This window comes from Paraburkholderia flagellata (assembly GCF_021390645.1).
Taxonomy (GTDB): domain Bacteria; phylum Pseudomonadota; class Gammaproteobacteria; order Burkholderiales; family Burkholderiaceae; genus Paraburkholderia; species Paraburkholderia flagellata.
Genome location: NZ_JAJEJT010000006.1, coordinates 34,361 through 53,045, shown reverse-complemented (window position 1 = coordinate 53,045; position 18,685 = coordinate 34,361). Strand labels below are relative to the sequence as shown.

Here is an 18,685-nt window from a genome sequence, read left to right as displayed (position 1 = left end):
CGCCGAGCGCCGGCGCGTTAGGCGTCGCACATGGGCAACGAGTTCTGTCCGTACCTCGCCGGCCACCACATCCGCACCAATCGTAGACAATACTGATCCCCCCCCATGTTGGCTGCTGCCAACCGCTTCAGATCTCTCGCTTGATGCGCGATCGCGCACAGATATAGGTTGGCAAACACGTATCGTAGTAGTTCTGGAACGAGCAACGACTGCCGATTCCGGAGAGGAGTAAAAACCGAGACGGGGGACAAATGAAGATCATTTTCGCTACCTTGCTGATGTTTGTCGCGCTATCCGCACACGGGCAATGGATCGGCGGTGCGCGTCCAATACAGCAGGACCAGTCCGGCACGTTGACAAACGACTATCCGACACACGCAACACCGTCAGCAAGCCGCAGCACGTCGAACTGTAGGGCGCAACAGCAACGGGCAGAGCACGACTTGAAGGCGGCAGCTAGACAGGGCGATCCTAGAAACTACAGCCTTCGACTTGCGACGCTGGCTCCGCAGTATCGCGTCAATTGCTATTGATGAAGCGCTGCATTCCCCAGCGGCGCAACGCTCTCCTCTTAATACAAGAGTGGCGGGGACCAAATAAAGCCATACGGATGCGGGAGACGGGCTCACTACATATCACGTAACGTTCAATACGCTCGATCGAAAAATCGTGAGCCATAGGTGCCGATCCGGCCTTTCGGATGAAACTCGCCCTCCCCGCACAGCAGAATTCCGTGAAACAATCAACGCTTAACCCGCCGAATTCCTTGTCGGGCTTGGGTTTCCTACGAGCTTAACTATCTCAGACGATGTTTCACGAAACTGTGCTTATGGCCTAGCTCGGCTAGTGACAACATCCGAGAATTGCTCTCCGCATCCGCCCATTCCACGACCCATCTGACAGGCCGGCCAGCATGATAGTGCGCAGCGCACTCGGCCAATGTGGAAGCCGGATTCCGGCAATGTGCAGACCAATTTTGCTTCAGCGGATACCGGCTTGCGGTTTCAGTAGCCGGAGACAGTCGCTCTGGACCGGCACGACTGCTCACACACTGCTTCCCGTCCCTTCTCTCAGTGTTGTTGACCATCCTGGTACCGTCATGCGACCTGCTGACTGGCGCCGGTGATCGGTGGCGACTGCGGGGAGTCGCGTAATTTGAGTCATGGCGAGTAACGGACGGGTCGCGCCGCGTGACGGGACAGGTCTGACCGCGCGCGCGACCACATAGCGGTTACGTGACCGGCAGGGACGATCTCGATTTTCGCGCAGGCGAAAACACATTCCGTGTGCTGCTGAAAGCGCGAGCATGAAGACGGCAGAAAGATCCGTTTTTCGCCTGCGCGAAAGTGGAAATAACAGGGCCGGGCCGCGAACGTCCGCCCTGCGCGGCATGCCACGCGCCAAAAACTCTTGAGAGTTTACTTGAAGTTTACTCGGGCACCTATTATTCTCCCGGTTAATTGATTTTTTCACGAAAACCGGGAAACCAACCAGCTACCAGGATACAACAGTGAACGCAAACGACCTGCAAGGCGGAAGGCTGCCTGAAGTTGACCAGTCCGTTTCAGTTAGCGACCTCGTCGCACTCGCCGGGCAATCTGCGGACATTCTCGACCAGATCCGCGATGCGATGCTTGAGCCGTATCCGCGCAAGAAGGCACCGACCTTCACGAGCGCGGGGGTTGCGGCGCTGTGTAGCATGGACAAGCAGCGCCTGAAGTATCTGACAACCAAAGGCGAGTTGCCAGCAGGAACCTCCAAAGGGGCAGGGCGTGCGAAGGAATTCACGCTCGAAGAGGCAATTCAGTGCGTCCTAGCAACGACCAAGCGTCCGGCAAGACCGGCCGGCGCGAGGGCGCGAGTGTATGCCGTTGCAAACTTCAAAGGCGGCGTAACCAAAACGACGACCACCCTTGCATGCGGGCAAGCGCTTACCCTCCTTGGCCGAAAAGTGCTGGTTATCGACTGCGATCCACAGGGATCGGCAACTCAACTATGCGGGTACGCGCCGGAGACAGAGGTGCCGGAAGACAAGACCCTCTTGCCGCTTTTTTATGGCGATCAGGCGACTGTTGGCTACGCAATCCGCCCAACGTACTGGCACAACCTTGACCTGATTCCGGCGACCACCTACCTGTCGGACGCGGAATTCGAAGTGCCCGCCAAGCTGCTCAGCGATCGGAAGTTCGAATTTTGGGACATCCTGAACAAGGGTCTCAAGCCGCACCTGAACGAATACGATGTCGTGCTCATCGACACTCCGCCTGCGCTGAGCCAACTCACAACGAACGCGCTTATAGCCGCTGATGCCATTTTGCTTCCCTGCCCCCCTGAAGGCATGGACTTCGCAAGCTCGACCCAATTTTGGCGACTGTTCTCGGAAGTCGCGAGCAAGCTTCCAGGCGTGAATGCCAACAAGCGCTATGACTTCGTGAACGTTCTCATGACCAAGGTGAAAAGCACGGAGCTGTCACGTGCGGTGCAGGAGTGGTTGACCAAGGCATACGGCTCGCGAGTTCTGCCGATCTCGATCCCCGACTCTAGTGTGCAGATCGGGGCCGCAGCCATGTTGTCGACGGTCTATGACGTAGCGAAATCCGACGTAAGCAGCAGCGCTTATGCGCGCATTCGCGAACCGTTCGACAGACTTGCCGACTATCTGGATAGTCAACTGGTGCGTGCCTGGGCAAAAGGGGGTGAATAATGAGTAGTCTCGCAAAACGACTAGCCGAACGCACGAGTGCCGTTCAGTCCGATCCGGAGCGCGTTGCGGCTGCGACGCGAACGGGCGACCAAGCACGTACGTCGCCTGGGCGGATCTTTGACGCTCAGAACCTCGTGAATCAGGCCGAAGAGAAGCGCGCAATCGCGGAGCAAGAGCTCGTAGAGGCACGAAAGCGCATTGAGGCGCTCGAGTCTGGCGCATCGGCGGCTGGTGCAGCGGAAATCGACATTAGCACGTTGGTCGAGGTCCCGGGCAGGCGGCGCGTACTCTCACCGACCGAATACACAGAATTGCGCGAGAACCTTGTGAGCAACCCGCTCATTCACCCGATCGTGTATCGGCCGCTAGGCGACGGACGAAACGAGATTGTCTCGGGCGCGAACCGCTCGGCGATATACCGCGATCTCGGTCGCACCAAAATCCTTGGCGTGCCATTCAGCGGCGATGCCAAATCTGCCGAACTTGGGGCGACATTCTCAAATCTGCTTGCACCTTCTCTGCCAGACTACGAGAAGTACCGACAGTTTGGTCGTCTGCAGGACGAATTTGGCTTCACCCGCGCGGACATCATCAAAGCCTCTGGATTGAGCGAATCGCACATTCAGCGGATATTGGCGTTCGACAAGCTACCGGCGGAAGCCCGTCTCGCGATTGCTTTGAGGCCGGACCGCTTGGGCGGAAATGCCGCCGAAGCATTCGCGGCACTCGCAACTGCGGGGCACGGTGAAGAAGTGACAAAGGCGATTCAGGCGCTAGTTGCAAGCGAAACGCTAACGCAGAAACAAGCGCTTGACATGGCGAAGCCAAAGGCGTCTAAGCCTGCGCAAGCTCCTGCACGGGCAATAAGCAATGGTAAGAAGAAGCTGTGCGACGTGTCAGTCCGCAACGGCGTTATCGGGCTGCGATTTGCCGGGAAGGAATCGGACGTATCGGCTCAGGAGTGGGCAGCGAAGATCGAGGACTTCATCAAGCGAGAAATCGACGCGATGAATAGTAACGGCTGAACGAGATCATTGGAGTCCCTAGTAGGGAGTTCAATGAAATCAATGAGTTATAGAGTTGGCAAAGATGTCTTGAAACAACTCCCTAGTAGGGAGTTGTTAAAAATCAAGCACTTACGATTTTAGGAAGCGATGAGCTAACCGATCTGCAGAAAGACAAACGCCTCCGGCTGGAACCGAAGGCGTTTGAATTTAGGGCTTGGCTGGAACCTCGCCCCGCTGTACTCCCCGGCTGGAAACCGGAAGAGACGAGACATCTCGGAGTGTAGCGGATAGAGACGGCCAGTCAAGCAAACGACCATCCATTTCTGAGAATGGACGCTGGCTATGTCTATCGCGCAACACTCGGTTGCCCGCGAGGGTGACGCACACCCGGAAGCAAACCAACCTCAAGAGTCCGGTGCATCTGCAGCAATCGGCGGCGACACGCGCAATCTCCCCTACCTGACCCTGCGCGCTCATCAGCGCTCACTGACGATGCCGGATCTCCCGCAACGCGCCCGTTGCGCGCTCGCAGCGATCACGCTGACCGTTGATTGCGCCCGGCCACTCAAAGAAGTCTTTGCTCGCCGAACCTATCTGGCCGATCGCGCCGGCCTGTCCGAGCGCACGTGGTACCGGGCAGAAGCGGATCTCGTCGACGCCGGTTTGATCACAGTCGCGGAGCAGGGCAGGAAAGGACGGCACGGCCGGTTCGGGTCCGCATACATCTATCTCACCGAGACAGCCGCCAAGGCACTCGGTCTGATCGGCGCGCCAGTTCGCCGTAAGCAAGCGGTAGCGCGCGAGACTGCCGCCGCGGGGCAGGGTACAGACGCGGGCATCGCTCAAGCCATTGCAGAGCGGGAGCAGCCTCCGGTCAGCGGCGATTCATTTGATTCGCCGACTGCCAATATGGCAGACCCGTATACATATGGTTTTTATCAGTCCCCTCTTTCTCAAAAGAGACAGCAGGGCGCGCTCCCTGCAGACCTTGAGCGCCTGCGGTCCCTGGGTTTTCATAAAAATCTGATCTTCAAGCTCATGAAGCAGGCGCGTCTGGCTGGAAAGCGCCTGTCCGATGTCGTTGAGGTAACGTGGGTGCAAATCAAGGCCGCCCGCTTCCCGATCAGCTACCTGCAGGCGCTGCTGCGCTCGAAGACGGATTTCGCGTGGCAGTGCCGCGAGCGCCGTGAGGAAGCGGCCGCCGTCGAACAGAAGCGCGCTGCCGCAATGAACGTCGAAGAAACGACGCAGCGCTGTGCCGGGCATACGTTCTACAGCCACAGTGGCAAGGCGCGCTTCGAGGTATCACAGGATTCGTCAACGCTGAGTGTGCTGCGCGCCGATGAGTCCTCGGTGCGCTCAAGCCATCACGGCTGGCAGGCAGATTTCGTCGCCGCGCTGGAGAGCGGACAGGTCATCGCAGCGACGTCCGAACTCGAACGCGCATTCGCACTCGCGCGCCAGGGAGACCGCGGGCATGCGGTGCGGGCAGTTGCTCGAGGCGTACCCGGAACGCTCGCTCAGGCGCTCGGTGCGATCAGGCAGTCGCGGGTTGGTGCGGATGTTCTGACGACCCAGCCTGCATGAATATGGCCCCTTTTATGCGATGTGGCTCGCAGAATGCGATTTTCGCCTGCGCGAAAATTGGCGCACAAGGACAAACCGTGTACGCTCGCGGGTTTTGCGGCGGACGTCAGCCGCGTCGATAATAAGGAATGTCTGGGCGCGTGCTCTCGATCATGTTCTTCAATCTGTGGCGGCAGTTCGGTGTATGGATTACCACTGGCGCCCTCGCCGCTGCCGTTGGCGCCTCGACCGGATTCGCCTATTCGCTGCTGTCTGAGCCGACGGGCCTCGAAAGTCTTGGCGGCCCGGACAACTACTACGTGCCAGTCGAACAGTTGCAGGCTGCAATGCAGCAGGCGCAAGCCGATCTCTTGCACTACAGCGCGGGGCTTTCGGATGCCGTGACTGTGCGCAAGAGCTTCAATGCTCTCCAGACCCAGTTCAACGCGGTGCAGGCCACTGCCCATGCCGAACGTGGCGTACTCCTGCGCGCGACGCCAGGCTACGCCGAAGCCCTCCATGACATCGGCCAGATCATCAAAGAGGTTCGGCCCGTCGTCAGTGAACTGCCCAGCGCTCCAACGACGGTGGACGCTGCGTCAGCGGTTCGCCCGGTTGTGCAGGAACTGGATAGTTTGAGCACTCCGATGGAAACGGTCAGGCAGGCCGCCGGGTCTGCGGAAGAGTTGCGCCGCGAGGCGATGGCGCGATCCGTTACGAACAAGCGGCACTATCTGGTTATCGCGCTGGTCGTACTGGCGACACTGCTGATCGGCACCATGTTTTCACTTGCCGCCGTCCTGCGCCGCAAGCAGTTGCTTGTAGCGCAGCACCAGAGCCTTCTGCAGCAACAGGCCGCCGCGATCGAGGCAGAGCGCAGCGCCAGTATCGAGGCACAGAATGCGGCCCACGCAAAAAATGCGTTCCTTGGCATGCTCGGGCACGAGCTGCGCACGCCTCTGCAGAGCATCCTGAGCGTGACGGATGCGCTCGCGACCCGGCACTTCCCGGACACCGACGCGATCATGGTGCGCCGCCTGGCGCTGGCTGCCGAACGTCTGGACTCGCAGATGAAGGATTTGACGGATTACGCGCGTCTCGACGCCGGCCGTCTTACGCTTCGACCGGAACTCTTTGATGCCGTCGAGCTCGCCCAGTCACTTGTTGAGGATGTTCGGGACGAAGCGGGCAGGAAAGGGTTGGGTGTCGTACTCGAAACCAGTGGCGAGCGGTGGCCCTGCCGCTCGGACCCGGCGCGCATCAGCCAGATACTCGGCAACCTGCTGTCCAATGCGATTCGCTACACCGATCATGGAACGGTCAGGGTTGGGCTCGTATTAGGGCAGATGGTGGAAGGCGAGCGCCTGACGCTGACCGTGCAGGACACCGGCCCAGGGATTCCGCACGACGCGATTGACGAACTTTTCAAGCCGTTTGTGCGGCTCGACGAATCCCATACGCGCGTGCATGAAGGGGCGGGTATCGGCCTCGCGATTGTGCGGGGGCTGGCTGACCTTCTGGGCGGCTGGGTAAATATCGACAGCGATACGGGCCTCGGGACAACGGTCACGGTGTCGCTGCCCGTTGAGATTGTGCGTCAGTCGCTGCCGTCACCGATGCCGAAGATCGCAGCACCGCTCGAGGGTCGGCTCGTTCTGATCGTGGACGACACTGAATCGGCACGCGAGTCCCTTGCAGATACGGTGGTCGCGATGTCGGCGCACGTTGATGTTGTGGCGAGCGGCGTCGAAGCGTTTGAGGCGGTCGCCGAAAGCATCTACGACGTCATCCTGCTCGATATCCAGATGCCGGAGATTGACGGAATTGAGGTGGCACGGCGGATACGGCGCAGCGTGAGCATGAATCGCACTGCCATTATCGTGGGGGTCAGCGCCTATTCGACGGAATTGCTGGCTCGCGACGATGCGGCACTTTTTGACGTCCAGCTGCAGAAGCCGGTGCGCGCAATGCAGCTTGAACAGGCATTGCGCTCCGTCATGAAGCAGGAGTTGGCCTAGCTGGCGTAGCGTGTCTTGATGGCACGCGCCAGGTCAGTCGCGAGCAGTGCGGCGCGAACGGGCTTTTCGAGGCACGTGCAGTCTTCAGCAACGGAAATGCGGGTGATGTCCTCTTCGGATGCCACGCCGTCCTTGAGCTTGCCTGTCAGGATGAAGATCGCCGAATCGCGGCTTGCTGTGTCTCCGCGCCGGATCTCGCGGATCAACGTTTCGGCCGTTTCCCCTGCGCCGAGTATCCAGTCAAGCACGAACCCGTCAAACACCTGCTCCTTCAGCGCGTCACGCAGGACGTCAGCATCCGTGAAGGGGACCGCATCAAATCCGTGCGTCCTGAAATTTTCCGCCAGAGTGTCGGCAGTGTGGTGGCGTTTGTCGTCGTCAAGAATCGCGACGTTGGGCCGCCGCACGCGCGGACCTGTATCCCGAATCTCGATCAGCCGAACCGCAAAGAGCGGGCCAGCTGGCGCGTCACTGGTGCGATAGACCAGCCACGAGCCGTTCGTCGTGCGGCGCGCGACAAAGGCGCCGGCTTCGGATCGATGAATCTCCTGGCTGTCATCGATCCACGCCGTACAACTCTCTAGCTCCCTCCCAAAGAACAGCGTTGCTTCGTACTTGCTGCTTTGCGGCTCCGCCGATTCCGACGCGGAAACATCGACCAGCACGCTCGCGCTCTCACCGAACTCCGCTGCGATCGCACGTAGCTGGCTCACGTCCCAGGGAAGTTGTCCCTTCAGCTTGCGGCTCGCAGCCGAAAAGCTCAGCTGAAGCACCTCGCTCAGTTTGCTCGCCTGCGAGCGTTTGGGGACCCCATGCCGATCCATCAATTCCCTGACGCGATTTGAGATCGCCACGGCTTCGGCGTTGGTGTCGTCAGTTTCCATCATGTCGTGGCAGGTCAGTTAGCAAGAAATATCGGCGAACTTTACAGAGAACTGGCGTGCGGAGCAAGTTTCGCGAAATCCCAAAACTTCCGTTTCGTCGCAATACGCTCGGAATTGTGCCAACTCATTGCGCGACACGTCATCTTGTAGCCAAAACGCACATTTATCTGACGTATTACGAAATACCTGATAAAGTGACGCGTCAGGACCGCATGACTTTCAAGATTGCGTATAACGTCATATTTAATACCGTGCACCGTCATTTCCGGCGGTGAAATGAGTTAACCGCTAACCCAGATGGAAGCCCTGGACGTGATCGACTTCGTGACGCTTGCGCAGGAATGCGCCCCGACCGTGCATCCATCCACCCTGCAGGCGGTGGTCCGCACCGAGTCGAGCTTCAATCCGTATGCCATCGGTGTGGTGGGTGGTCATCTGGAGCGGCAGCCGCGCAATCTCGCCGAAGCGGTGGCGACGGCACGGGCGCTTGACGCTCAGGGCATCAACTTCAGCATGGGACTCGGCCAGGTCAACAAGTCCAATCTCGCCAAATACGGTCTGAACTACGAAACGGCCTTCGACATGTGTCGCAACATGCAGGCAGGGGGCGCGATTCTCACCGCCTGCTATGACCGTGCCGCCAGGAAGATGGGGCAGGGTGGAGCTGCGCTCAAGGCGGCAATCAGTTGTTACTACAGCGGGAACTTCACAACTGGACTCAAGCGCGACTTCGGCGGAACCAGCTACGTGCAGCGGGTCGCGGCCAGTGCGCTGTCAGTCGATTACGTTCCCGCGATCCGTGCGGTGATGGATGTGATGAGTACGGCGAAACAGACCAGGGATGCAGTGGCCGACTCAACTTCCACAGACATATCGCGGCGATCCGCGAAACCCGTTTCCCAAACCAAGAATCCCCCCGCATCCAGGCCCACTCAGGAGCGGGAACAACCGGCGTCGGATGACTCCGGTTGGGATGCGTTCGGCGACTTCAGGCGGTAACGCCGGACATCCTTCCACAAGCAGTGGGATATCAACGCAGGAGTACTAATGGCAAATCTAACCAGAAGGTTCAACACCGTGCAGGCGATGCGACAGGCAATCGGCGCCGCTACGGTTTTTGCGGTCGCGTGCATGCAGCAGGCCCATGCCAGCGGCCTCGATTCTGGAACGACGGCGGCGACGACCTTCAAGACTTTTCTCTACACCTTCATCGGTGTAGTGGCGCTGTGCTACCTGCTTTACAAGGGCGCGATGGCATTTACCGATCGCGAGCACTGGTCGGACTTCGCCGGCGCATGCCTGAAGGTGGCGGTTGTCGGTTCCGTGGTCGGCGTGCTCGGCCCGTATCTCTGGGATCTGTTCACCAGCTAAGACATGGAAGAGAAAACCCTTTATCCGTCTTACGCCGGGCTCGCCCGCACGCCGATGGTTCTGGGCATTCCGCTCATGGCCGCCCTGATTGTGTTTGTAGTGTCGCTCGTCGTTTCGGTGGTTGGAGGGGCGACGCTTGGTCCCGGTGGTCTGCTGTTCGGGTGCGTGGGTGCTCCGGTGCTCCTATACCTCAAGCAACTGTGCGCCACTGACGACCAGGCGTTGCGAATACTCGGCCTCGAGCTGCGCTGCATGATCCAGCGGCGGTTTTTCTCCATGTTCGGAAAGACCTTCACGCTCGCGCCGATACGATACGGCAGGCAACTCTCGACGTATTCCCGTGCGCACCGCGAGCTGGGCACCCCGTCAACCGCCCAAAGGTAAATGCGATGTCACCAGAACTCTCAAGCAGTCCAATCAAGGCGCTGATCCGCAACATGCCAGCCGTTGAGCAGTGGATGCCCAAAGTCGGTCGCCCGGTCAGCCATCGCGTTCACACGATGGACGACGGGCGCTTGTTCTTCACCATGAAGGTCGTTGGCATTCCGTTCGAGTCCGTGAGCGATCGCGTGCTCAAAAGCGCCTTCGAGAATATGACGGACATGTACACCGGCCTGGGCCGCGACCATGGCCGCAACCTTCAGGTGTGGACGACATTCCGCCGCCGAAAGGTGAACTTCAATGGCCGTTATGCCTTCAGTTCGCAGTTCTGTGAGCGCTTCGCGTGGAAGTATCTCCAGCGCTTTCGCACGGGCGAGTACTTCGAGAACGCGTTCTATATCACTGTCCTCCTTCGCTACGACGACTTCGATGATGGTCTGAAGCAGACCGAGCAGATGGCCGATGGCCTCGAAAAGCAGTTGCGGCCATACGATCCCGAATTCCTCGAAACCTTCGAGCGCCGCGGCATCCAGTTCTCGAACGTCTTTCGCTTCTATAGCGAACTGGTGAACGGTGAGGAACAGGAGGTCCCATGCACCACGGCGCCTGGTTCGGAACTGATTCCGGACGCATGGCTGCACTTTGGCTATGAAGTCCTGCAGATTCGCACCGATACGCGTACGCGCTTTGCTACCTGCTATGACCTGAAGGATTTCCCGGCCGCAGGGTGGGGGCAGCTGAATCCGCTGCTGTCCCTGCCGGTGGAATTCACCATCACCCAGTCGTTCGGGTGCATGACGAGCTACCAGGCCGACAAGGCGATTACCGGCCAGATCAACAAGCTGGAATCTGCCAACGACAAGGCGACGCACCAGGTTGATGAACTGGAAACCGCGCGCAAGTACGTCGCCTCCAACGAACTCGCTTTCGGCGATTACCACGGTGCACTTGTCGTCTATGGCGACACCGCGAAGAAAGCGATCGATAACGGCGAACTGGTCAAGGTCCGCTCGAAGGGCGAATGTGGGTTTGGTTGGGTCAAGGCGACGGTATCCGCACCGTTTACCTACTTCAGCCAGGTACCCGGTGCTCGGACTCTCCCGCGACCGATGCCGAAATCGTCGCGCAGCCTGGCCTGTGCGTTCACCCTGCACGACTATTCGTCGGGTAAGGCACGCGGCAATCCGCTGGGCGATGGATCGGCAGCCATGCCGCTGCAGACCGTCTCGAAGAAGCTTTTCAACTTCAATTACCACGCCACGCGCGAGGACGAAAACAACGCGGGCGAAAAGATCGCCGGGCACACGCTTATCCTCGGATCGACTGGTACGGGCAAGACAACTACGCAGCTTGCGATGGTCGCATTCGTTGAGCGCTTCGATCCGATGCTGTTCGCGCTCGACATCGACCGCGGCATGGAGATTTTCGTCCGGCAGCTTGGCGGTACGTACATCACGTTGCGCGAGGGTATGCCGACCGGTCTTGCTCCGTTCGAGCTCGAAGACACGCCAGGCAACCGCCAGTTCCTGTACGACCTCGTGAACATGTGCGGCAAGGACAGCGACGGCAAGCTGACCGCGGAGGAAAAGCAGCAGATCAAGAAGGCGGTCGATACGATCATGTCGCTCGACAACCTGCGCCAGCGCCAGTTCAGCCGCCTGCTTGAGAGTATCCCGAACATCGGCGGCGATTGCCTGTGGCTGCGCCTGGCGAACTGGTGCCACGCCATGAACGGGCGGTACGCGTGGGTCTTTGACAACGCGCCGGGCTCGATGCTCGATGTGACGAAGCAGCGACGCATTGGCGTCGACATCACCGATTTCCTGAAGGCGGACTACGAGCCCTCTGAACCGGTCTTCACGTATCTGCTGCACCTGAAGAAGCTGATGCAGCGAGAGGGCCAGCTGCTGTGCACGGTCGTCGAAGAATTCTGGATGCCGATCAAGTACGAGATGCCGCGCGCCATGATGGAAAAGGCGCTAGCGGCAGGCCGGAAAGCGGGCGAATTCCTCGTGCTCGTCACGCAGCAACCCGCGCAGGCAATGGCAAGCGAACTCTTTCCGCTCATCCGCAGCCAGACCGCGACCAAGATTTTCCTGCCCGACCCGGCAGCCGAATGGGCGGAATACAAGGCTTGTGGTCTGACGGAAAAGGAGTTTGCCGAACTCAAGAAGCTCGGCAAGGCCTCGCGCACCTTCCTCATCAAGCAGTCCAACCAGTCTGCCTTTGCGACGCTCGACCTCGCCGGCTTTGACGACGAAATTGCCGTGCTCTCGGGCAACCTCGAAAGCATCGCGCTCATGGAGCAGGTCATCGCGGAATTTGGCAGCGACCCTGACGTGTGGCGCGAACCGTTCCTCGAACGCGTGTACATCGCCAAGCAGAAAGCCAAGCTCATCGTTGAATACGGCAAGAGCCCCGAAGCGTGGATGCCGATTCTCGATTCGCGCGTAGCAGAACGCCGGCAACGCGTCGCGGCTGAAACGGCGCGATTTGAAGCCGCGAAAGCGGAAATGGCATGACCATTTTTTCGCGCAGGCGAAAAGACTCAGGAGTTTCCAGATGAAAGCAGTTATCCGAAGTTTCCGTTTGCTGGCGATCTTCGCCGTGTTCATGTTCTCGGGGCCCGCCGCCCATGCGCAGATACCCGTCACGGACGCACTCGGCCTCGCACAAGCGATCCAGCAGGTCACCTATCTTACGCAGCAGCTCGCGCAAATGGAGAAGGACTACCAGATGCTCACAAGCCAGTACAACACGATGACCGCACAGTACGCCGCGATCACCGGGAACCATAGTTACGGAACGATCCTGAACGATTCGAGCCTGCACAGCTATATGCCCGACTCGTGGAGTTCGATTTACTCGAACATCAGCGGTGGAAGCAATGCCACGCTCGGAAGTTCGGCGACGTCCATTCTTCAATCAGAAGGTTTGACAAACGGATCGACGGACTCCCAGACGCGGTACTACGACACGCTCGCTGCAAACAAGGCGATGCAGATGGCCGCCTATAACGCGAACATCGACCGGCTGAACAACATCGAATCTCTGATGACGCAAGCCAATGCGACCGACGATGCTTCCGCAAAGGCTGACCTGCTAAATCGCCTGCAAGCCGAGCAGGCGATGGTGCAAAACGAACAGACGCGTTTGAACATGATGAAGTCCCTTCAGGAATCGGAACTGAAGCTGGCTGAACAGCAGAAAGAGACCGAAACCAAGACACTCATAAAGGGCAACTGATCATGATCCGACGCCTGTTTGCTGCACTCTGCGCGCTCCTGGTGTTTGGTTGCGGGCAACACGCAAGCGAGTCCGACGTTGACCTGACCGGCACTTATGCGGCCGACCTGAAGGGGGACGGCCATCCCGTCCCCTTCCTCAAGGTGGAGCGATCCGGCGATGCTTACCTGCTTTTCGAATACGTGGGGGGCAAGTGGGTCCGTCCGGTTCGCCCGTTCTCGAAGGATAACAACTACGAAGCTGTGAGGCCGCTTGCGAAGGCGGATCTGGAGTCGCTTGTGAAACACCCGCTCGATGTGGCGGTGAGCGGAGTCCAGACCGATGACGTGGTGCTCGCGCACGTTCCCGCGGGCTGGACCGATCGGGGCAGGCCTCGCGAGTTTCATTCCGTCGAGGGGTGGTTTGCGATCACGCTGCTCGGTGCGGTGGATCTGCACAAGCTTTGACGCTTAAGGGAGATTGACCGTGACCACTAGCGTGACCCTGTTCACGACGATGTTCAGCTCGTTCGAGGACAATCTGACGTCGACGATCACTACCGGCGCAGGCAACATGATCTCGCTCATCAGCAGCATCATGGCCGTCTGTTTCCTGATCTATCTGCTGCTGATTACCTTCTCGTACTGGCGATCCGGTTCGCTTGAAGAACCATTGCTGGACTTCTTTACGCGGATGATCGGATGGGTGACTGTCCTGACGTTTGGTATGAACGTCACCTATTACACGACCTACGTCGTGCCGTTCGTCTACAACCTCGGGGACCAACTCGCGACGGCAATTACAGGTTCGACACAGACGGGTTCTGCGCTGGATACGCTGGTGAATGCGTATGCCACCGCTATCGGCACGATCATTGACAAAGCGAGCGGCATCGAGGGCTGGCTGATTGCCGGGTTCATGATTCTCATCATCGCTCTGGTCGGGGTGCCGTTCATTGCGATCGCCGCCGCCTACATCCTGCTCGCGAAGCTCTCCCTTTGCATCATCCTCGCAATCGGACCGATCTTCATCTGCCTGGCGCTGTTTCCGGCCACCCGGCAGTTCTTTACAGCGTGGACCGCGCAGGCCGCCAACTACATCCTGCTCGTGCCGCTGTACGCGATTGCAGCGCAGCTGGAGATCAATTTCGCGACCAGCAACATTCCGACAACCATAGGCGCGGCGGGCTGTCTGCAACTGGCGTTGATGGGTGTTGCCTTCATCGTGATCTCGCTGAGTCTGCCGCATCTCGCTGCATCACTTGCCGGGGGCGCGTCCGTGTCGACCAACTTCAACAAATTCGCGTCGGCAATCAGCCATGGGATGCGGGCGGCAGCGCTCGCCGGGAAGCTCGGAAAGGGAAGCTCCGGCGGGAGCATGAAGGGCAAATAGGACCATCAGTGAGGAAACCATGAAAGCTGTACTGATCGCATTGATCGTTGTCACGGTGGCGGGCTGCTCATCGCCCCCAGAAGCGCCGCAACCGAACGGGATGTGGCAACCGATTACCCAAAACCAGCCTACGGTGAAATGAAGCATGCTCAAACAAGCAATTAACCGAATGCTCGACAAGAAAAAGGCCCCGGTACCCGGCGCCGCTCCGGCGGTCCCCGGACTGACTTCGGTTCTCGCCGCCGGTCCCGCCGGTGAGGATCGGGAGATCGGCCAGTGGTATCTGAAGCAGGCGCGCGAATTCGAGCGCTCGAAGGTTGAAACCCAGCGGGCAGTCGGCCGTCTGGCTATCCGCTTCGCGGTGGGATTCGGCGTGATCGCTGCGCTCGCCGTTATTGGCATGTCGGTTTTAGTACTCCTAAAGCGTCCGAATCCTCCCGCAGTACTTCGCGTTGACAACGCGAACGGCACGGTCACTGTCCTGCCGACAACCGCGCACGGAAGTGTGACGTGGACAGAGAAGAACGACCGGGCCGACCTGCGCCGCTATGTCGAGATGCGGGAAAGCTACGACTGGGAAACGATCCAGGACTTGCACGATGCGATCAAGGTCATGAGCGGCGCACGAGAAAAGGACCTGTATGAAGGGTTTATTCAGGGACCCGCGTCGCCGGTAAAGATCCTCAAGGATCAGGCGCGCGTGATTGCGCACGTGGGCGTAATCACCTTTATCGGAGACACCGCCCAGGTGTTCTTCTCCAAGGAACTGGTGCCGCTGAACACGGCAATTCCGCGAAAGACTGAATACTGGGTTGCCACGATCGCCTACAAGCACGACAACGTGCCGGAACAGACCAGCGAGCAGGACGTCGATCCGACCGGGTTCCGCGTGCTTAGCTATCGGCTTGACCGCGACCTGTCGCGCACGCCAGCCAGCCAGCAGGGCGGAGATCCATCAGCGGTCGCGGCAGGAGGTAATCAATGAAACTGACGATTCTTGCGGCGCTCCTGTTCGCGGTATGGACGCCCGCCTTTGCGTTGACTGTGCCCGGCCCGTGCGGCACCGATCCCAATGTGCAGTGCGCCGAGTACGACCCCAACGAAGTTTTCCAGATCACCACAACCTCGGGCAAGGCGACGCTCATCCAGTTCGAGGATGGCGAGTCCGTCCAGACGAAGGGTGCGGGTATGGGCGACGGAAAGGCCTGGGAAGCGACCAAGGGTGCGAGCTGGATTCTGCTCAAGCCTGCGCAGATCAAGCCGGACACCAACTTTCTCATCGTTACCAACAAGCGCCGCTACGTCCTGTCGCTGAAGTCGGCGGGCCGGAACGATGCGGTCACGTGGGCGCTGCGCTTCGACTATCCGGATACGCGCAACAAGAGGATGGCTGCAGAAGCGAAGAAGCGTCAGGCGGCAGCAGACGTGCTCGCCGGTAGTGCAGTGAACACCGGACCACGGAATGCGCACTATTCGATGCGCGGCGATGTCGACCTGAAGCCTACGCATCTCTTCGATAACGGGACATTCACGTACTTCGAATACAACACGGGCCGCGATCTGCCGAAGGTGTTTGCGATCCTGCCGGACGGCACCGAAGGCTTGGCGCCGTACCACATGGAGGGCGACACGATTGTTGTGCACGAGACGGCGGCGCAGTTTGTGATCCGTCTGGGCAAGTCGGTACTGGGCATCCGAAACGACGCCTACGCGCCGGAAGGTCACTACAACCGCTCCGGCACCACGGTTCCGGGCGAGGTCCGTATCACGAAGGAGAAGGGCGAGTGAGCGATAACAGCCAACACATCGTCGAAGACGCAGCCGAAGATCGCGGCATGCCCGTGATCGCGGGCCGTCGGAAAGGGCGCATTGGAGGCATGGTGTTTGCCGCCGTGGGTGCCGTGCTGATCGCGCTCATCGTGGCGACGATTGCGCTGACCATCCAGCGCATGACAGCCACCCGGCAGGCCGCGCACAAGGAAGTCGAACAACAGCGCAAAGATAAGGCCCAGGCGGGTTCGGGCGCACAGACCGATCTCGGGTCGTTGAAAGCCCGCGTGAAGGCGCAGGAGACGCAGGATCAGGCCATGCAGCGCGCAGCGTCGGAGGCGGCAGCCGCGCACGCCGCCGCCGCGTCAGCGGCGTCCGCATCGATCGTGGCGCCGATCCATGTGGCGCAACAGCAGGGCACCGTGCCCAATCCCTACGGCGCTCAGGCGGCGCATCCGGAGACGCCGCAGGAACGGCGTCTGGCGGGCGGCGTACTGGAGTTCGACGACGGGAAGAAGGACTCGGACGGCGCGGCGAATGACGGCGGCGTGCAGGGGATGGTCAAGCAGGCCGCGGCGCAACTGGTTCCCGGCAGCGGCGGGGGGCTTGCCGGGCAGAAGTCGACGAATCCGCTCGACCAGCAGCTGGAGGGCTCCGAGAGTTCGAGGGCTGCAGTGCGCAAGGCAGGCTTCCTGCCGAACCTTTCTTACCTGCTGAAGAAGAGCACGATCATCCGATGCGTGATGTCGACCAAGGTCAACACCACCTATCCCGGCATGACCGATTGCCAGGTTTCCCGGGACGTCTATTCGGCAGACGGACGCACGCTGCTCATCCGAAAGGGTGCGGACGTAACGGGTGAGCAACGTACGGCGCTCACGCAGGGACAGGCCCGGATCATGGTGCTGTGGACCCGTATCGACGATGGTCCGGTCAAGGTGGAACTCGATTCGCCTGTGACGGATTCGCTTGGCGGTAGCGGCATGGAAGCGTACGTCGACAACCACTGGCTCGCACGCTTCGGCGGCGGGATTCTCGTGAGCCTCATTTCCGACTTTGGCTCGGCTATTGCCAACAAGTCTGTCGGCAACAGCGGTGTCACGTTCTCGACAACGACGGGCTCCACCGAGTCGATGGCAGCGGAAATCCTGAAAAGCTCCGTTGGCATTCCGCCTACCGCGTACTCGAACCAGGGCGATCAGGTGAACATCTACGTCGCTCAGGACGTCGACTTTAGCGATGTGTATGAGCGCGTGCGCGTTGACGGGGGGCAGTAATGGAAGCCGAAGCCGTAGTGGAAAGCACCGTCACGGAACTTGAAAGCGTTGTCGGCCGCTGGGACAGGACGACCACCTCACGAAGCCTGCTCAAGCAGACCGGGATCGTCCGGCACATGAAAACGGAAGGCGTGACTGAAGTTGTCGTGAACCGGCCGGGGCAGATTGCAACGGAAGGGCGCAATGGCTGGAGCCTGCACGAAGCGCCGGAATGCACGTTCGACGCCCTGAACAATCTGGCGAATGCACTGTGCGTGATGAATGACAAGCATCTCACCGCGCAGTCGCCGATCCAGAACATTGTGCTGCCGGACGGCGAACGTTGCCAGGTGTTGATCTACCCTGCATGCGAGGAAGGCACGGTGTCGATCACGATCCGTATCCCGAGCAAGGTGCGCCTTTCGATGGATGACTACGAGCGCTTCGAAGCGTTCAAGGATTTCGTTGATGTCTCGTATCACAAGGCGATTCCGGCGAACGTCGATCTCAAGCCGTTCGAGATCGAGATGCTGCAGGCAAAAGAGAAGCGTGACGTGCGCCGGCTGCTTGAACTGGCGATCGAACACAAGCTGAACATCGTCTTTGTGGGCGGTACCGGCTCCGGAAAAACGACGCTGATGAAGGCGCTCGCGGATCTGGTCGACCCTGATACGCGCGTTGGCACCATCGAGGACACCCACGAACTCAGTCTTCCGAACCAGTGGAACAAGGTTCACATGTTCTACAGCGCGGCGCTGCCGCCCAAGGAAATCGTGAAGTCCACGCTGCGGATGAAGTTCGATCGCGTGTATCTGGCAGAGCTTCGCGGCGATGAAACGTGGGACTACCTCGGACTGCTGAATACCGGTCACGAAGGCGGCATGACCAGCATCCACGCCAACGGTCCGCGGGAGACGTTCGCGCGTATCGCGACCCTCGTCAAACAAAGCGAAGTCGGCCTGGGTCTTGACTATGACTTCATTCTGCGTGAAGCGAAGACAACGATCGACCTGGTGGTGTTCATGGATCGCAAGCGACTGACCAAGCTGTACTACGACCCCGTGGAAAAGTACCTGCTGCTCAACGGCCTGAAGTGAAACGTGTACCGGCC

General features: G+C 59.6%; 16 protein-coding genes. 15 read left to right on the top strand and 1 reads right to left on the bottom strand.

What is annotated here, in order from left to right:
- Positions 1 to 1,510: 1,510 nt before the first annotated feature.
- From L0U83_RS39685 to L0U83_RS39670, 4 genes are all read left to right on the top strand, one after another.
- A complete protein-coding gene (locus tag L0U83_RS39685; RefSeq protein WP_233890073.1) occupies positions 1,511 to 2,704 on the top strand; it encodes a ParA family protein in 1,194 nt (397 codons plus the stop codon).
- Positions 2,705 to 2,838: 134 nt separating this feature from the next.
- Positions 2,839 to 3,729: a ParB/RepB/Spo0J family partition protein gene (locus L0U83_RS39680; protein WP_233890072.1), complete on the top strand. Its 891-nt coding sequence runs from the start codon at positions 2,839 to 2,841 to the stop codon at positions 3,727 to 3,729.
- Between the two features lie 324 nt (positions 3,730 to 4,053).
- Positions 4,054 to 5,298: a replication protein O gene (locus L0U83_RS39675; protein WP_233890071.1), complete on the top strand. Its 1,245-nt coding sequence runs from the start codon at positions 4,054 to 4,056 to the stop codon at positions 5,296 to 5,298.
- Positions 5,299 to 5,438: 140 nt separating this feature from the next.
- Positions 5,439 to 7,295, top strand: a complete 1,857-nt coding sequence (locus L0U83_RS39670; RefSeq protein ID WP_233890070.1) for a hybrid sensor histidine kinase/response regulator — start codon at positions 5,439 to 5,441, stop codon at positions 7,293 to 7,295.
- On the opposite strand, the gene L0U83_RS39665 is transcribed toward L0U83_RS39670, so the two are convergent.
- Positions 7,292 to 8,182 (bottom strand): helix-turn-helix domain-containing protein, encoded by an 891-nt coding sequence (locus L0U83_RS39665; protein ID WP_233890069.1) that lies wholly within the window; start codon positions 8,180 to 8,182, stop codon positions 7,292 to 7,294. The genes L0U83_RS39670 and L0U83_RS39665 overlap by 4 nt on opposite strands.
- A 294-nt stretch (positions 8,183 to 8,476) precedes the next feature.
- On the opposite strand from L0U83_RS39665, the gene L0U83_RS39660 reads away from it, so the two are divergent.
- The 11 genes from L0U83_RS39660 (at position 8,477) to virB11 (ending at position 18,671) form a co-directional block, all read left to right on the top strand.
- Positions 8,477 to 9,178, top strand: a complete 702-nt coding sequence (locus L0U83_RS39660; protein WP_233890068.1) for a lytic transglycosylase domain-containing protein — start codon at positions 8,477 to 8,479, stop codon at positions 9,176 to 9,178.
- Between the two features lie 48 nt (positions 9,179 to 9,226).
- Positions 9,227 to 9,550, top strand: coding sequence for a TrbC/VirB2 family protein (locus L0U83_RS39655; RefSeq protein ID WP_233890067.1), 324 nt, complete (start codon positions 9,227 to 9,229; stop codon positions 9,548 to 9,550).
- Positions 9,551 to 9,553: 3 nt separating this feature from the next.
- Positions 9,554 to 9,934, top strand: a complete 381-nt coding sequence (locus L0U83_RS39650; RefSeq protein WP_233890066.1) for a VirB3 family type IV secretion system protein — start codon at positions 9,554 to 9,556, stop codon at positions 9,932 to 9,934.
- Positions 9,935 to 9,939: 5 nt separating this feature from the next.
- Entirely contained in the window at positions 9,940 to 12,453 is a 2,514-nt protein-coding gene (locus tag L0U83_RS39645) for a VirB4 family type IV secretion/conjugal transfer ATPase (RefSeq protein WP_233890065.1), read from the top strand.
- Positions 12,454 to 12,493: 40 nt separating this feature from the next.
- Positions 12,494 to 13,177 carry a P-type DNA transfer protein VirB5 gene (gene virB5, locus L0U83_RS39640; protein WP_233890064.1) on the top strand — a complete coding sequence of 228 codons (684 nt, stop codon included), beginning with the start codon at positions 12,494 to 12,496 and terminating at the stop codon, positions 13,175 to 13,177.
- A gap of 2 nt (positions 13,178 to 13,179) precedes the next feature.
- Positions 13,180 to 13,623 (top strand): hypothetical protein, encoded by a 444-nt coding sequence (locus L0U83_RS39635; RefSeq protein WP_233890063.1) that lies wholly within the window; start codon positions 13,180 to 13,182, stop codon positions 13,621 to 13,623.
- A gap of 19 nt (positions 13,624 to 13,642) precedes the next feature.
- A complete protein-coding gene (locus L0U83_RS39630) occupies positions 13,643 to 14,548 on the top strand; it encodes a TrbL/VirB6 family protein (protein WP_233890062.1) in 906 nt (301 codons plus the stop codon).
- Between the two features lie 145 nt (positions 14,549 to 14,693).
- The gene (locus L0U83_RS39625; RefSeq protein WP_233890061.1) at positions 14,694 to 15,533 is read left to right on the top strand and encodes a VirB8 family type IV secretion system protein; all 840 of its coding nucleotides are present in this window, start codon (positions 14,694 to 14,696) and stop codon (positions 15,531 to 15,533) included.
- The gene (locus L0U83_RS39620; RefSeq protein ID WP_233890060.1) at positions 15,530 to 16,336 is read left to right on the top strand and encodes a TrbG/VirB9 family P-type conjugative transfer protein; all 807 of its coding nucleotides are present in this window, start codon (positions 15,530 to 15,532) and stop codon (positions 16,334 to 16,336) included. The genes L0U83_RS39625 and L0U83_RS39620 overlap by 4 nt, the downstream gene beginning before the upstream one ends.
- On the top strand, positions 16,333 to 17,595 hold the full coding sequence (gene virB10 / locus L0U83_RS40775) for a type IV secretion system protein VirB10 (RefSeq protein WP_233890059.1): 1,263 nt from the start codon (positions 16,333 to 16,335) through the stop codon (positions 17,593 to 17,595). The genes L0U83_RS39620 and virB10 overlap by 4 nt, the downstream gene beginning before the upstream one ends.
- Positions 17,595 to 18,671, top strand: a complete 1,077-nt coding sequence (gene virB11 / locus L0U83_RS39610; protein WP_233890058.1) for a P-type DNA transfer ATPase VirB11 — start codon at positions 17,595 to 17,597, stop codon at positions 18,669 to 18,671. Before virB10 ends, virB11 begins: the two co-directional genes overlap by 1 nt.
- The last annotated feature ends 14 nt before the right edge of the window (positions 18,672 to 18,685 follow it).

Coding starts and splice junctions, on each gene's coding strand:
- L0U83_RS39675 (WP_233890071.1), top strand. CDS start 4,054: ATGTCTATCGCGCAACACTCGGTTGCCCGCGAGGGTGACGCACACCCG.
- L0U83_RS39665 (WP_233890069.1), bottom strand. CDS start 8,182: ATGATGGAAACTGACGACACCAACGCCGAAGCCGTGGCGATCTCAAAT.
- L0U83_RS39660 (WP_233890068.1), top strand. CDS start 8,477: ATGGAAGCCCTGGACGTGATCGACTTCGTGACGCTTGCGCAGGAATGC.
- L0U83_RS39655 (WP_233890067.1), top strand. CDS start 9,227: ATGGCAAATCTAACCAGAAGGTTCAACACCGTGCAGGCGATGCGACAG.
- L0U83_RS39650 (WP_233890066.1), top strand. CDS start 9,554: ATGGAAGAGAAAACCCTTTATCCGTCTTACGCCGGGCTCGCCCGCACG.
- L0U83_RS39645 (WP_233890065.1), top strand. CDS start 9,940: ATGTCACCAGAACTCTCAAGCAGTCCAATCAAGGCGCTGATCCGCAAC.
- virB5 (WP_233890064.1), top strand. CDS start 12,494: ATGAAAGCAGTTATCCGAAGTTTCCGTTTGCTGGCGATCTTCGCCGTG.
- L0U83_RS39635 (WP_233890063.1), top strand. CDS start 13,180: ATGATCCGACGCCTGTTTGCTGCACTCTGCGCGCTCCTGGTGTTTGGT.
- L0U83_RS39625 (WP_233890061.1), top strand. CDS start 14,694: ATGCTCAAACAAGCAATTAACCGAATGCTCGACAAGAAAAAGGCCCCG.
- L0U83_RS39620 (WP_233890060.1), top strand. CDS start 15,530: ATGAAACTGACGATTCTTGCGGCGCTCCTGTTCGCGGTATGGACGCCC.
- virB11 (WP_233890058.1), top strand. CDS start 17,595: ATGGAAGCCGAAGCCGTAGTGGAAAGCACCGTCACGGAACTTGAAAGC.